Origin of the sequence: Chryseobacterium sp. KCF3-3 (assembly GCF_045865955.1) — a bacterium.
Classification (GTDB): Bacteria; Bacteroidota; Bacteroidia; order Flavobacteriales; family Weeksellaceae; genus Chryseobacterium.
Window position 1 is genome coordinate 1,750,628 of the sequence record NZ_AP035792.1, and the last position, 15,063, is coordinate 1,765,690.

A 15,063-nucleotide genomic window follows, 5' to 3' on the forward strand; every position below is an offset into this window, starting at 1 on the left:
TTACCATGGCCAGAACCATCAATAAAAAAACACTGGTAACACTGAAGGCCGCTTTTGCTGCTTTCGGTGTTTACTTCTGCATGTACGGTTTCAGAAAACCTCTTACCGTAGCTTCTTTCGAGGGACTTTCCTATTTCGGGGTAGATTATAAGATTCTGATTATCATTGCCCAGGCTGTAGGATATTTCATCTCAAAATTCATTGGGATCAAATTTATTTCGGAACTAAAACCTCAGAAGAGAATCACTTATCTCTTCACTTTCATTGCTGTTGCTGAGCTTGCTCTGTTAGGATTTGCAATCGTTCCTGCTCCTTACAATATTCTGTTTATGTTTATAAACGGTATTCCGTTGGGAATGATCTGGGGAATTGTTTTCTCTTATATTGAAGGACGAAAAACCACAGAAATCATCGGACTATTTTTATGTTCAAGCTTTGTGGTGTCTTCAGGATTTACAAAATCTGTAGGGAAATTTCTGATGGATACTTTCTCGGTTACAGAATTTTGGATGCCGTTTGCTGCCGGACTTATTTTCATAATTCCATTGATTCTTTTCGGGCTATTGCTTGAAAGGATTCCCAAACCTTCGGAAGAGGATATTTTGCTTAAAAACAAGAGACAACCATTGAATGGTAAAGAAAGAAAAGCCCTGATCCAACAGTTTTTTGTTCCAATTGTGTGCATCATCTTTTTATATATCAGTTTAACCGTTTTAAGGGATTTCAGAGATAATTTTAATCGTGAGATCTGGGACGGACTGAATTTTACTTTCGACAGCTCTATTTTCACTTTAACGGAAATTCCCATCGCCGTAATGGTTCTGCTGATTTTAAGCTTTATGGTAAAAGTCAAAAACAATAAAAAAGCGTTTGCCTATTATCATTACATTCTTTTTGCGGGAATTCTTACGGTAGGGCTTTCTACGTATCTGTTTCAGCAAGGTTCTCTGTCGCCTTTTTTATGGATGACGGTTTCAGGTTTTGGAATGTACATCTGTTATATTCCTTTCAATGGAATTTATTTTGACCGCATGATTGCCGCTTTTGAAATCAAGGGAAATGTAGGTTTTCTGATCTATATTGTAGATTCCTTCGGTTATCTGGGAAGTGTTCTGATTCTTTTGTATAAAAACTTCGGTTCAGCTCAGACTTCCTGGTTACATTTTTATATTAACTTAAATTATATCATCACCATAGCGGTTTTTATTCTTTCGGTGATTGCTTTTCTGGCATTCAGAAAAAAGTCAAAACCCAAATCTAAATCTAATCAATTCATCAATTTCGATACGTCGAAAATTTTATAAACTATAGTACAATGACAACAAAATTTGATTTACTCGTTGTAGGAGGTGGAATTTTAGGTACATTCCACGCTTATCATGCGCTGAAGAAAAATCTTAAGGTAGCTTTACTGGAAAGAAACTCTGTTCCTCAGGGTGCTACGGTAAGAAATTTCGGACAGGTAGTACCTTCCGGAATGGATCTTAAATGGCAGAACTACGGGAGGGAAAGCCTTGCAATATACAATGAACTTCATGATCAGGCAGACCTTACCATCAGACAAAACGGATCAGTATATATTGCTTCAAATGACGAAGAGCTTCAATTGATTGAAGAACTTTATGAAATCAACAGAAATAATGATTATGAATCTGTTTTATTATCTAAAAACGACTGCATCAAGAAATTTGACGGACTGCGTTCCGACTATTGCAAAGGAGGTTTGTTTTTCCCACAGGAACTTTCCGTAGATTCTGCAGATATGATTGTAAAGCTTCACAAGCTGCTTCAGGAAAAAATGGGACTACAGATTTTTTACAATACAACCGTACTGGAAACCCATGAAGATGATCAGAAATGTACAGCGGTAACTGCAGATGGAACGGAATTTAACGCTTCCAAAATCATAATCTGCGGTGGACACGAGTTCAAAACTTTATATCCTAAAGTATTCAATGACAGTGATCTTGAAGTAAGTAAACTGCAGATGCTTCAGACCAAACCACAGGGAATTTATTCGCTTCAGGGAAATATCCTTACAGGGCTTTCTGTGAGAAGGTATGAATCTTTCAGTGAGTGCCCTTCTTTTCAGAAAATCAAGGCTTTAGAAGATCCTAATTCGTTTGAAAAGAAATATGGAGTTCATATTTTATTCAAACAGGCCCTTGATGGTTCCGTAATCATAGGAGATTCTCACGAATATGCAGATGCTAAAAACGCTGATGATTTGGGATATGATCTTAATATGGAGATTGATGAATTCATGATTCTTGAGGCAAAGAAAATTATTGATCTTCCTACCTATGAAATTCAGAGACGATGGTTCGGGATCTATTCTCAGTGCAAAACGAAAGATATTTTTGAGCACAGCCCATCTGCCAATATTCATATTGTAACGGGTATCGGAGGAAAAGGAATGACGGGAAGCGGTGGCTTTTCTAAATTTAATATTGAAAAAATTTACGCATAAAATTCAAATGAAAAATATAGAATTACTCGTTCTGGATATGGCCGGAACAACAATTGATGAGGATAATGTAGTTTATAAAACGCTTACCAACGCTGTGAATGATTACGGCTATGCGGTAAGCCTGGAAAAAGTATTATCCAGCTGTGCCGGAATGGAAAAGCTGGAAGCCATCACAAGTCTTTTAAAAGAAATTAATGGGAACGAAGAGGATGCTCCTGCTATTTTTGAGAATTTTTCTGACCAGCTGAAAGAATCTTATCAAAATCTGGATGTAAAACCCATCAACGGAACGGAAAATTTCTTATTGAATATGAAAGCTCAAAACAAGAAAATTGTTTTAAATACAGGCTATACCTCAGAAATTGCCCATCAGCTTTTAGATAAACTCAACTGGAAAGAAAGTATTCATTTTGATGCTTTGATTACTGCAGATGATGTTTCAGAAAGTCGTCCAAGCCCTGAAATGATCCAACTTGCCATGAAGAAATTCAATATTACTGAAGCAAGTAAAGTTTTAAAGGCTGGTGATTCTGTTATTGATATTGAAGAGGGAAAAAATGCAGGCTGTGGATTAACAGTAGCCGTACTTTCCGGAGCTCAGAGTAAATCAGAACTAGAAAAAGCAGCTCCGGATTATATTCTGAATACTATTTCTGAAGCTGAAGGAATCCTTTAATCCATTTTTTCAGATTATTTTTAAATACTTCTTGACACAAATGTTTTCATGGTTTTTCTATTGGAAATGTTTGTGTTTTTTACCACCCCGTCAAAAATTCTTTGAATTTTCGCCACCCCTCCAAAGGAGTGGAATGTAGTACGGATCATCAGGTATTTGTTATAACCGGTATTTCCAGAAACCTTTTTTGATCTTCTATTCACAAAGCATGTAACTTAAAACAAACAGAGTCATTTTCTTTTGTGACTTTTGTGGTTCGTTTCTACGTTTTTCCTGTGAACTTTTTTATTATCAATTAATTAACTTTCAGTTCACGAATGTTTACAAATAGTAAACTAATTTTACAATAGTTAAAAATAAATTACTATTTGTAAACTTTTGTAATTCTAAAACCTTATTTCCCCATGAAAACAAAACTATTCTCAATGGCTGTTGTAATGAGCTATTTCCTTGGAGCTCAGACTAAAAAAGTCCTTTTTATTGGCATTGACGGATGCCGTGCAGATGTCATGATGTCTACCCCAACTCCTAATATCCAAAACCTCATCAGTCAGTCCATTTATTCTATTGACGGGCTTTGTGCTGCCACTACGTGGAGCGGAAACGGATGGAGCACCATGCTTACCGGTGTATGGCATACCAAACACAATGTTCAGGACAATAATTTTACCAGTCCGAACTATGTTAATTATCCTGATTTTTTAACCAGAGCAGAGACTTATAATCCCGCTTTAAGAACCATTTCTCTGGCTCATTGGTCACCAATCAACGACAAGATTATCCAAACGGCTGATGTAAAAAGTAATCTGGCAACGGATCTTGCAGTGAAAAATGCTGCTGTTACAGCTTTACAGAATGACAATCCTGATATTCTCTTTGTAGATTTTGATGATGTAGACCATGCCGGACATTCTTATGGATTCTCATCCACTGTTTCTCAATATGTCAATTCTATTAAGACGACAGATTCTTATATCGGAGAAATTGTGACTGCAATGAAAAACAGACCTTCTTATAATAATGAAGACTGGCTGGTAGTATTGACTACAGATCACGGAGCTATTGAAAGTTCTCATGGAGGCGGAAATCTTACGGAAAGAAATATTTTTACGGTGTACTCCAATCCTGGATTTACTCCACAACAGATCAGCAAAACCATTCTGGAATCCAATAAAACATTCAATCAGTTGAATCTTCCGGCGGGAGCTTATGCAAAGCCAGCAAGCCAGACTCCTTTTAATTTTGGTGCAAACCAGGATTTCACCATCGAGTTTTGGGTGAAACCTAATGCTGCTTACTCCAGTGATCCGGTGATGATCAGTAATAAAAACTGGGCGAACGGAAAAAATAAAGGATTTGTTTTCTCAGGATATTCAGGACAGACTTTCAAAATGAATATTGGAGATGGAACTAACAGAATTGACCTTGTAGGCGGAAAAGTGGAAACGAATAAGTGGAAACATATTGCAGCAAGCTTTGACAGAGATGGCCTTGTAACTCTGTATGAAGATGGTGTTCCGGTAACTTTTGCGAAAATGAATACCATCGGCAATATTGATTCCGGACTTCCTTTAACCTTAAATCAGGATGGAACGAATGCTTACGGAATTAATCTGGCAGCTTCTTATAAAGATGTAAGAATCTGGAAATCGGCTCTTCCCAATGATGTGATCGTGAATTGGGCGAACCAGGATATTACAACTTCGCATCCTTATTATTCTCAATTATTAGCTAATTGGAAATGTAGTGGAACTTCAGGAAATACGTTGGCAGACTCTGGTCCAAACGCAAATAACATGACTGTGACAGGTTCTCCTACTTATAATGCAGGTACAGTTAATAATTTTAAGATCTATGACTATACCTCAACAACGAGAGAAACAGACCACTTCCCTACGGTATTGAACTGGCTTTGTATTCCGGTGCAGTCTTCATGGGGAATAGATGGAGTGAATAGAATTCCGGTATGTTCCAAAGAAATATTATCAGCAAAAGAGACGAAGGTAATCGCTGAAGATTTTAAAATTTATCCGAATCCTGTTTCAACATTCATTGGAATCCAGTATCTATCTGAGGATAAGGAAATTAAAGCAGAAATAATAGACAGTAAGGGATCAAATGTTTTAACAACACATTTAAAGTCTTCAAGAGGTTTTTACGATGAAAAAATCAATATCGGAAGTCTTCCGGCTGGTGTGTATTTCATTAAAATCAACGGAAGCAAAAAAGCAATGACCAAGACATTCATCAAGAAATAAAACAGTAAAGCAATTAGATTTAAATTTGATATTAGAACAAGGATATTCCTATCCGAGTTCTAATATTTTTTTTGTTTATGTACTGAAAATCAACTCCATTCTGACATCTGCACGGTCGTACTCAGCATGACCAATAGGTGTATGGATAAAGCCAAGCTTTTCATACAACTTAATAGCCGGAACAAGGATAGAATTGGTGACTAGAAAAACTTTTTCTGCCTTTAATTCTTTTGCTTTTTCCACTAGAGCATTTCCCAGCAGATAGCCTAATTTTTTTCCTTGTGCTTTAGGGCTTACCGCCATCTTTGAAAGCTCAAAAGTAAGAGGATTACCCTCTGTTTTTACCAAGGCACAGGTTCCTACAACTTCTCCATCCAGCAAAGCAAAGGCTATATATCCACCTTTATTTAAAATTTCCTCTTCGGGATGATCCAGAAGCTTGTAATCTCCTGCTTCCATCACAAAAAACGTTTTGATCCATTCCTCATTCAAAGCTTTGAAAGCTTCTTTATACTGAGGTTCATAGGCTATAATTTTTACTTCATTTTTACTATCATTCATCGCTATAAGGTTTATTAAATTCTGTTTTTTATCATTTTTCCCAGCTTTTCCAGATCACTTTCCACTCTGTCTGTCCATTCTAATGCATAGTTTAAACGCATACAGTTCTGATACTGATTATATTGTGAAAAGATTCTTCCCGGGGCAAAGTTTACTTTCTGACTGACAGCCAAATCATAAAGATCTTCTGTACAGATTCTCTTATCCAGTTCCAGCCAGAGCATAAAACCGCCCTTGGGTTCTGAGATTTTTGTATTATCAGGAAAATATTCAATCACCGATTTCTGGATCTGAAGGTAGTTGGCGTACAATTTCTTTCTGAACATTCTCAGGTGATGATCATACCTTCCGTGGGCAAGGAAATCAGCAATCACATCCGAGAATAAAGAAGGTCCGCTCACCGTCTGAACCAGTTTTTGACGAATAATTTTCTCTTTAAATTTTCCCGGCGCTACCCATCCTACTCTAAAACCAGGTGCTAATGTCTTGGAAACCGAGCCTACCCACATCACAATTCCTGCTTCATCATAAAACTTACAAGGTTTCGGTCTTCCTGCTCCGAAATAGATGTTTCCGTAGACATCATCTTCCACCAAAGGAACATTGTGCTCGGTAAGCATTTTAACCAGCTCTTTTTTGTTCTCGTCCGGCATTTGAAATCCCAACGGATTATTATAATTTACCACAAAACAACATGCAGAGAGCTTGGGAAGCACTTTCTTTAGAGCATCCAGATCCACTCCTGTAATAGGATGTGTAGGAATTTCTACTGCTTTCAATCCCAATAATTGAATGGCCTGAAGAATTCCGAAATACACAGGGCTTTCCACTGCCACCGAATCTCCCGGTTGCGTAACGGCCATTAAGCAATTATAAACGGCATTCATCGCTCCGGAAGTGATTACCAGATCATCTTCTGTGATTTTCCCTTCCATGACCATCGACCATTTAGCAATTTCACGGCGCAGCACTTCGCTTCCCTGCACAGGTTCATAATTCGTTCCGCTGTCACTCTTCCTTTTCATTACATCAATCATGCACTTTTTCATCTTGGCTACCGGAAGAAGACTTTTCCCGGGAATTCCAAGCGCGAATTGTGTGACATCTGTCCCTCCTATACTCCCGAATACCTTGTCAATCAAATCCTGAGGAGTATTTTTACCTTCTGAAACCTTCATCTGTGTCACAGAAGGCAGCGCCAGTTTTCGCTGGGAAGTCTGGCTCACATAATATCCATATTTCGGACGTGATTCTACCAGAGAGCGGCTCTCCAGTTCCATATACGCTTGTTTTATAGTATTCAGACTTACATTGTATAATTTCTGGGCACTTCTCAATGAAGGCAGCCTGTCTCCAAACTGCAGGGTTTCGCTTTTAATCTGCTCTGTGACAGAATTGGCTATTTTAAGGTACAGAACATCTTTAGACATAGAATCTGGGTTTTACGTAAATGTACAATTTTATCCTGTTTTTATTCAGGATTCAGCCAACTGATCATACTGTTGATACTGCTTTTTAATTGTTCCGGATCCTTGAAATTGGGTGTATTATTATTTTTGCAATATCTTTCAGCACGGGAATAAAAATTCCTTTTTTCTGATTCCGTCATTCTGTTTTTATCATAGATTTTAAAAGATATTTCATCCTTTTCATTGATGATAAGACTGGCAAAAGCAACAGTTTCTTTTCCATTTTTAGCCAAAAGAAAAGGAAGTCCGAAATTCTGGTCTGCTTGCTTCAAATTCTGCGTTTGCAGAAAAATGTTCTTCAGCTCCAACATATCTGATACATAAGCCTCAGCATATTGAAACTGTTTCTGATGTTGAGTGATTGTTTCCATATTTTCTTCTTTAGCTAAACAAAATTATGGAGTATTTAATTTTGGATACAGATACAGAACTATAGAATATTATGGATACAGATTTTTTATTTGATCTTTTACTCTCGCAGATAAAGTAGATTTCGCAGATTTTCTCTTGAAGAAATCCTAATTCACACAATTGATAATAGCATAGAAATAAAAAACAGACTGCTTCTTCCGAAACAGCCTGTTTGCAACTATTTAAAGTTTCATGGTTATTGTTCTGTTTTTTTAAGGGCTTCTTTGATTCCTTCTAATCCGTCACCAAATTGGGCAAGCAGTGCTACAATCTGCGACATTCTATCATTCTCACCCAGTCCTTTCAGGGTTTTATTTTTAACAAAGGTTTTCTTTATTTCATTCCAGCGTTCGGTTTCTTCTTCCGAAAGAATTCCTATGAGTTCTTTCATTTTCAGCATATTGGCTTCTGCTCCGGTTGTCAGCGTCTGAGATTCATTTTGATAATGATTCATCACAATCTGAATGACTTCATTGTCTTTAAGAATCGGTTGTATCTGTGCAATCAGCTTATTCATATTACGGTAAGATCCCTGCAATTTGAACGGTGGTTCATTTCGATAATCGTCTGACATGGCTGCGGATGCGATATATTCTTTGTTCACCTTCAACACCATATTTCTCACCCTGATTGTGTTTTTCAGTACTGTTCTGAAATCTGATATTTCACTGGAACTGAAATTTCCTTTCAGGTTATCGGCAGGATTATCTGTAATCACACAATCATAGAGTTCATACAGGTTTTCCATTCCCGGATGGGTCAGTCTGGTCAGATATTCATTAGACATTAAAGCATTTTCAATAAGACTCAGGTCAAAAAGGTCTGTTTTCGATCCGGATATTTCTCCAAGATTGTAAGTATCTGAACGGTTGGCTAACATGTCCGGAATTTTAAACTTTTCTCCACTCTCCGTGTATGGATTTCCGGCCATGACGAGGCAGAATCTCTTGGATCGAAGATCATATGTTTTACTTTCCCCATTATAGATTCCTTCAATTTTTCTCTGTCCGTCTGCAAGAGAGATGAATTTCTGTAAAAACTCAGGATTACAGTGCTGGATATCATCAAGATAAAGCATAACATTGTCTCCCATTTCCAGGGCAAGATTCAGTTTTTCAAGTTCCTGTCTGGCACCTGCATTTCTGGCTTCGGAAGGGTCCGTTGATACAATATCGTATCCTAATGATGGTCCGTTGATCTTCATAAATACCAACCCCATTCGCTCTGCCATATATTCCATCAGGGTTGTCTTTCCGTATCCAGGAGGAGATACCAGAAGAAGCATTCCCATTCTGTCTGTTCTTTTGTCTGATCCCACAGTTCCCAATTGCTTGGCAAGATTGGCTCCGATGAGAGGGAAATAAACATCATTAATCAGTTTATTTCTCACAAATGAGCTTAAAACCTGAGGCTTAAAGGTATCCAGCTTCAATGCTTTTTTCTTTTCATCTACCCAGCTGTATTTCAATTCCTGAAGACGTTTGTATTTCGGAACGGTAACGGTATTAAAGTGACTCAGTCTGGATACAAATTCAAAGTAGTTAAGATGATATTCCGTGTCTTTTTCAAGAGATTTCAGCTCTTTTATGGCGACTTCATAAGCAATGTGTTTGATATTTTTCGGATCAAACTTTTGAGTAATGATGAATGCTGCAGCTTCCTGTATTATATTTTCATCAGCTTCCGGATCAAATGCCTGTAATGCACTTTCGGCAATGTAATAACATGCTGAAGGATACTGATACATAGCCTGTATCTGAGCAATGAACTCCAGATCTTTGCCTTTTTCTTTGAGTTCTTTCAGGAACAATTCATACAAAGTAGCAGCTTTTTCTGAGATCAGGAAGCTTTCTTTATCTTCTTTTTTCAGGTATATGGCAGCATTGATATAATCCGTCTCCAGAAAAATACCATGTGCTGATGCAAAAGATTTCATTTCTTCCGAAATTTCTCTGCTTAAGTACTCAAATCCCTGTTTTACAGTGAATGATTGAGTAATAATGGATGCTACCTCAAACTGTTTGGTATAGTATTCTTTCCTTTCACTTTCAAGGAAAAACCAGAAAAGCTGGGCTAAAGTTCTCTCCTGTGCTGTAAACCTCATCAGTCCAAGTTCATTATGGATCTGCTGAAGTTTCAAGACAATCATTTCAGCATCTTTATCATGAATTCCTTTTACCAGTCCTTCTCCGAAATGTTCTGCCGTAAACTGCTGTACTGCCTTTTCATTTTCAATCTCCGAGGTTATTTCCTTGCGAGCGGAAAATACATTCCAGGCAAGGTATTCAAATCTTTTTACCTTGTTGTTTTCTGAAACAAATTCCTGATTCCAGACTTCTTTGAATTCATCTGCCGTGAAGTTCAATGGTTCATAAAAGCTTGTTCCGGTAAGGTGATAATAATATTGAGCATTCCTCAGTACCAGCGTAAGATCCAGCTTCTGCTGATTGACTGCAAATTTATAGTCTCCCAATGCAATGACGCTTTCTCCGTCTGCATAGATCTCTTTTTTATCTTTCAGTTTTCTTACGGCTTCCTGCTGCTGGGTTTTTAACAACGTCTGAATCTCTTCTGATTTTGCTGAATCTTCCCATTCTGCAAGCTGTCTGGAGAGATCTCTCACTTTCTCCACCATCAGATCTGCAGCAAAATAGCCATTGATCTCATTTTCTGAGTCAAAAGATTCTGCTTTGGTCTGTACCGATTTCAAGATTCTCTGCGCAGCATCAAAAAGATTCTGAGTCCTTTTATTTCTTGCTTCGGTAAGCTGTACCCTCTTATTTTGAAAATGTCCGTAAACTTCTTCTCTTTTGGTTCCTATCTGCTGAATAAACTCTTCGAAATCAATAAATTTCGTTTCCATTTCTTCCAGCTGAATAGAGAGTTTGGTCAGATATTCATCACATTTCTCAGGAGTTTGTGAAAGCTCCAGAAAATTGATCACAGACTGGTCAAATAAGGTAATCTGAGCCTGAAAATCTGAAGCCAGCTCTTTCCCTGAAATTTCTCTTTTTCTTTTGCTGAGTTCAAGCCTTTCCTGATTCAGTCTTGCAAAGATTAAAGAGATATTTTCAATAATCTGGGTAGACTGGGAGGTGTCTTCAATTTTAAGGTTATTGACAATATCCACCAATAATTCCAGCTGCCCGGAAAGTGTATTGATATTTTCTTCAATTATTTTGGCGTCAATGGCTTTCTGCAGTCCAATGATATCTTCGGAAATCTGCTGTGCTCTTTCTTCGTATGGCAATAATGCACCTTCCTGAAGCAGAAATTCCACACAGGCATTTGAGAGTTCTGTATAACGGTCTGCAAGAGATTTTTCCAATCTATCCAGCAAAGCTTTTTCTGCATATTTAAGCTCTCTGGCTCCTGTCACTTCTCCTCTTAATGCTCTGATCTGAGAAAGAGCATCAATGTATTCTGTAAGCTGAGAATAGTGAAGCCTTTTGGTATCATCAAGAATTTTATCACAGGACAACTTTATCTTTTCTAAAGTTTCCTCTGTATTCTTCCTTTGTTCTACTACTTTTTCGTACTCATTGATGGCCGAATGGGCAATCGCCCTGATCTCTTTCAATGGCATATCCAGCTTCTGAACTTCCTCTTCCCCAAGAAAATAGTAAGTATCCAGAATAAAGGTTGAGAGCTTTACAATATCATCATACAAACCACTGTAAGAATCTTTTTTATTCAGAAGGGTTATCAGCTCCTGACTCTCAGCCATTACTCTTACAATATCCTTATTTCCAATTTTGTAAAGTAAACTGTCTGCTTTTTCCATATTGGGCAACAGTTCTTTGGAAAAAGGAGTCTGCCAGATCTGAGACAGATGATGTTTTGTGGTTTCGATGCTTTCTCTGAGATAGATCAGTTTCCCGTCATTAAGAAATGTAAAACCGCTGCATCGGATCGGGGTTTCTATAGTCTGGGTGATGATATTATAGGAGATCAGCTGATAATTATTGGTCTTATCATCGTAGAAAACGTATAAAAAATTCTCTCCGTTCGGTTCTGCAACAGTTTTCAGATAGTAAAGTCTGTTCTGATCCTGAGAGATCACTTTTAATCCTCCTGTCTGAAGGGCATATCCGTTTGAAAATAATACCCCTTGATTTTCCGGAAGCAAAAGCCCTGAATATTTAATAGCATCTGCCCTTGAAACGGTTTTTTCTTTGTGATTATAAATGAAATAGCGTTCTGTTTCCTGATAAGGCTTTATTTTAAACAAAACAAGATTATCCAGATCACAGAAATGAATCTCAGCATCATCCAGATTCTGATCTTTATGAATTACATCTTCAGAGTAGATTCCCTTTCCTGTATCTGTATTGTCTTCTACTTTAATGGTAATATCTCCACCGATGCTTTCTACAAAAACTTTATCTGCTAAAGAAATATGAGGATGTTTTCCGGATCTCTGCATATCTCTTGTTGCCTTTGTCCATACAAAACCATGCTGCTGAGGATATGATGTTTCGGAGGCACTTCTTGAATCTACATAGATCAGTTGATTCTCTTTGATCAGCCATTTAAAAGCTTTGATATCTGTGGTACTTTCTGACAGCTGAAAAACCATATAAAGATAGTTTTCCGTGAAGGTAAATCTGGCAAAGAAAGTATTTCTGTAATATTTGTAAAGGTTTTTAAACTCGTCGATGAAAACTTCATCATTGATCAGGGTCTGATCCTGAGGTTCAAACCGGTCATTATTGATTTTATATATTGAAAAAACGTCCGAAATATTGATTTCCGTCTGAAGTCCCAGGTGTGCATTAGATCCAAAAATCAGGAGATCACCCAATGAATAAATATCTTTGGCAATGCAGCTGTGATCCGTCGAAATTCTTTCATTGGCAATGAGAGAGAAATCCACTCCGCCAAATATATTTTTACGGCTTTCATTAAGCTGCTGAAGTCTCTGAATCAGGTCATTCTTCTGCTCATTTAAACGGTTCTGAATAATTTCGTAAGTTCCGGAATTAAGTTGTTCTGACATCGTTTTTATTTAGGTTGTCATGGCTGCTGTAGGACAGCAGGTCTTTGTATAACTTGTGGTACTTTGAAAATTTTTTTTTGATATAAACCTTATAGGTTTTGGAAACCTATAAGGTTTGAGGTTTAGAATCTCTTAAAGCATCTAAAGCTCTCTTGCATTAAACATGGTTATTATTCACAGGTTTGTGTTCCACTCCCAGATGTTTAGCCATGTCAAGTGCTCTTTCCAGAATCCCTTTTTCCTGTTGATTGGCTACGCCGTTCAGTTTAAAAATCAGGGAAGCAATGCTCATATTTTTGATGTCATCGGATGAGATTTTATATTTATCCACCATTCCCATCACTTTTCCAATGATGTTTTCTCCATCACCCAGAAGGTTTTCTTTTACAATCTGTGCATTTTCGCTGTGGCTGATGAATTTATCTAATCCTTTTCCTGCAGAAACCTGTCTGATAACATTGTCGAAGAAAGTATTATCACCTCCTACGATATCAATTTTTGCAGATTTGAAGGCTTCTGCGAGTACCATAGACTGAGCTTCTGCAATATCTTTCTGAATAGCAATCTGAGCCAGTTCCACATCTTTTTCTTTGGCAAGCTGAAGACGGAATTCTTCGTGATCTTTTCCGGCATCGTTCAGTTTCTTCATGGCTTCTGCTTTCTCTGTGATTCCTGCTGCTTCTGCCAATGCTTTTTCTTTGATAACTTCTGCCTGAGCAATTCCTTCTTTTTTATTGGCGTCAGCTTTTTTCTCAATCACTGTAGCTTCTGCAACACCTTGTCTTTCTGCAGCATCTGCTTTCGCATGCATTACCTGAGCTTCTGATAATCCTACTGTTGCTTCTTCTTTTGCTTTTGCGTCTGCAATAATCTTACGGGCTTCAGCTTCTTTTTCTGCAGCATCTCTTTTCGCCTGTGCTTCAATTACATATTTCTGAGCATCTTTTTCTGCTGCCAATCTTCGGGATTCTGCGGCTCTTGTTTCCTCGATCAGCTTTTTCTCTGCTTCCTGAGTGGCAACAGTAATTTCTACCTGCTTGTTTCTTTCTGCAGTTTTGAAGGCTTCCAGATCTTTGATTCCCTGCTGTTCTTCCACTACGGTTTTCTCCATGGTTAAACGCTCGCGGATCGCATCCTGAATACTTTTCTTCTCCAGTTCTATTGCTTTCTCCTTTTCAATCTGAGCAAGAGAGACAATTCTTTCTCTTTCTGTAGCTTCAAGGGCTTTATCCTTTAATACTCTTTCGGTTTCTACCAAATCTGCACGTTCTTTATTTTTAGCAGCGATCACGACCTGACGAAGTTTATTTTCTTCTGCAATCTGTAGTTTTTCTTCTGTAGCAATACGCACTGTTTCATATCTCAGGCGCTCCTCTTCTTCTACTTTCAGAATTTCTGCATTTTCACGGGCTTTGATATTGGCCACTTCTCTTTTTTGAGATTCTTCTTTTTCTGCCAGCTGTTTTTCAAGTTCCAGAATGGCTTCTCTGGCTTCTACATTTTGTTTTGTAATGGTTTTTTCTTCATCACGACGAACCTGATTGGCTTTAATATTTTGAGTAGCTGTCAGTTCGGTAATTTTTTTAATCCCTTCAGAATCAAGGATATTATCTTTATCTAATTTATCAATTGAGGTCTGCTCAAGGTAGTCTATTGCACAGTCATCCAGCACATATCCGTTAAGATCTGTTCCGATGATATCAAGGATTTCCTGACGGAATTCGCTTCTGGCTTCATATAGTTCTGTAAAATCAAATTTCTTTCCTACCGTTTTAAGAGCTTCTGAAAATTTGGCTTCAAACAATTCTCTTAATGTCTGGGCATCTGAAGCACGCTGACAACCAATCGTTTGACCTACATTCACAATATCATCTACTGATTTATTGACACGGATAAAAAATGCCACCTGAATATCTGCTCTCATATTGTCTTTACAGATTAACCCTGCTCTTCCCTCTCTTGAAATCTCCAGCTTTTTTACGGAGATATCCATAGATTCCATACGATGGATAATGGGAATGACAATACCGGCATTAAAGAAGACTTTTGTACCTCCATAACCAGTTCTTAAAATAACGATTCCCTGAACAGTTTTTTTATACATCGATAAAATCCAGAAAATCAATCCGATTGTTGCTACGACGGCAACAATAATTCCAGCAATTAAAGGTAAGTTCATAGTTTTATAAGTTTATAGTTTATATAGATGTGTTTTTTAT

The 15,063-nt window shown here is 37.7% G+C and carries 9 protein-coding genes; 4 read left to right on the plus strand and 5 right to left on the minus strand.

The window, feature by feature from the left end; translation table 11 throughout:
* Positions 1–5 precede the first annotated feature (5 nt).
* The 4 genes from ACKTTZ_RS07780 (at position 6) to ACKTTZ_RS07795 (ending at position 5,404) form a co-directional block, all read left to right on the plus strand.
* A complete protein-coding gene (locus tag ACKTTZ_RS07780) occupies positions 6–1,304 on the plus strand; it encodes a DUF5690 family protein (RefSeq protein ID WP_407848200.1) in 1,299 nt (432 codons plus the stop codon).
* A gap of 11 nt (positions 1,305–1,315) precedes the next feature.
* Complete coding sequence (locus ACKTTZ_RS07785; RefSeq protein ID WP_253317691.1) at positions 1,316–2,470, plus strand: TIGR03364 family FAD-dependent oxidoreductase; 1,155 nt, start codon at positions 1,316–1,318, stop codon at positions 2,468–2,470.
* A gap of 7 nt (positions 2,471–2,477) precedes the next feature.
* Entirely contained in the window at positions 2,478–3,146 is a 669-nt protein-coding gene (locus ACKTTZ_RS07790; protein ID WP_034694215.1) for an HAD-IA family hydrolase, read from the plus strand.
* Positions 3,147–3,550: 404 nt separating this feature from the next.
* Positions 3,551–5,404, plus strand: coding sequence for a LamG-like jellyroll fold domain-containing protein (locus ACKTTZ_RS07795; protein ID WP_407848202.1), 1,854 nt, complete (start codon positions 3,551–3,553; stop codon positions 5,402–5,404).
* A 75-nt stretch (positions 5,405–5,479) separates the two neighbouring features.
* Here the strand turns inward: ACKTTZ_RS07795 and ACKTTZ_RS07800 are convergent, their stop codons facing one another.
* From ACKTTZ_RS07800 to ACKTTZ_RS07820, 5 genes are all read right to left on the minus strand, one after another.
* Positions 5,480–5,965: a GNAT family N-acetyltransferase gene (locus ACKTTZ_RS07800; RefSeq protein WP_407848204.1), complete on the minus strand. Its 486-nt coding sequence runs from the start codon at positions 5,963–5,965 to the stop codon at positions 5,480–5,482.
* Positions 5,966–5,979: 14 nt separating this feature from the next.
* On the minus strand, positions 5,980–7,395 hold the full coding sequence (locus ACKTTZ_RS07805; RefSeq protein ID WP_233333272.1) for a PLP-dependent aminotransferase family protein: 1,416 nt from the start codon (positions 7,393–7,395) through the stop codon (positions 5,980–5,982).
* 41 nt (positions 7,396–7,436) lie between these two features.
* Positions 7,437–7,805, minus strand: a complete 369-nt coding sequence (locus ACKTTZ_RS07810; protein WP_034693950.1) for a hypothetical protein — start codon at positions 7,803–7,805, stop codon at positions 7,437–7,439.
* 236 nt (positions 7,806–8,041) lie between these two features.
* On the minus strand, positions 8,042–12,844 hold the full coding sequence (locus ACKTTZ_RS07815; protein WP_407848207.1) for a DNA repair ATPase: 4,803 nt from the start codon (positions 12,842–12,844) through the stop codon (positions 8,042–8,044).
* Positions 12,845–13,001: 157 nt separating this feature from the next.
* On the minus strand, positions 13,002–15,023 hold the full coding sequence (locus ACKTTZ_RS07820; protein WP_034693954.1) for a flotillin family protein: 2,022 nt from the start codon (positions 15,021–15,023) through the stop codon (positions 13,002–13,004).
* Positions 15,024–15,063 lie beyond the last annotated feature (40 nt).

Excerpts from the sequence above, each read along its gene's own strand:
- ACKTTZ_RS07815 (WP_407848207.1), bottom strand. The coding sequence starts at position 12,844 with ATGTCAGAACAACTTAATTCCGGAACTTACGAAATTATTCAGAACCGT.
- ACKTTZ_RS07790 (WP_034694215.1), top strand. The coding sequence starts at position 2,478 with ATGAAAAATATAGAATTACTCGTTCTGGATATGGCCGGAACAACAATT.
- ACKTTZ_RS07820 (WP_034693954.1), bottom strand. The coding sequence starts at position 15,023 with ATGAACTTACCTTTAATTGCTGGAATTATTGTTGCCGTCGTAGCAACA.
- ACKTTZ_RS07780 (WP_407848200.1), top strand. The coding sequence starts at position 6 with ATGGCCAGAACCATCAATAAAAAAACACTGGTAACACTGAAGGCCGCT.
- ACKTTZ_RS07785 (WP_253317691.1), top strand. The coding sequence starts at position 1,316 with ATGACAACAAAATTTGATTTACTCGTTGTAGGAGGTGGAATTTTAGGT.
- ACKTTZ_RS07795 (WP_407848202.1), top strand. The coding sequence starts at position 3,551 with ATGAAAACAAAACTATTCTCAATGGCTGTTGTAATGAGCTATTTCCTT.
- ACKTTZ_RS07805 (WP_233333272.1), bottom strand. The coding sequence starts at position 7,395 with ATGTCTAAAGATGTTCTGTACCTTAAAATAGCCAATTCTGTCACAGAG.
- ACKTTZ_RS07810 (WP_034693950.1), bottom strand. The coding sequence starts at position 7,805 with ATGGAAACAATCACTCAACATCAGAAACAGTTTCAATATGCTGAGGCT.
- ACKTTZ_RS07800 (WP_407848204.1), bottom strand. The coding sequence starts at position 5,965 with ATGAATGATAGTAAAAATGAAGTAAAAATTATAGCCTATGAACCTCAG.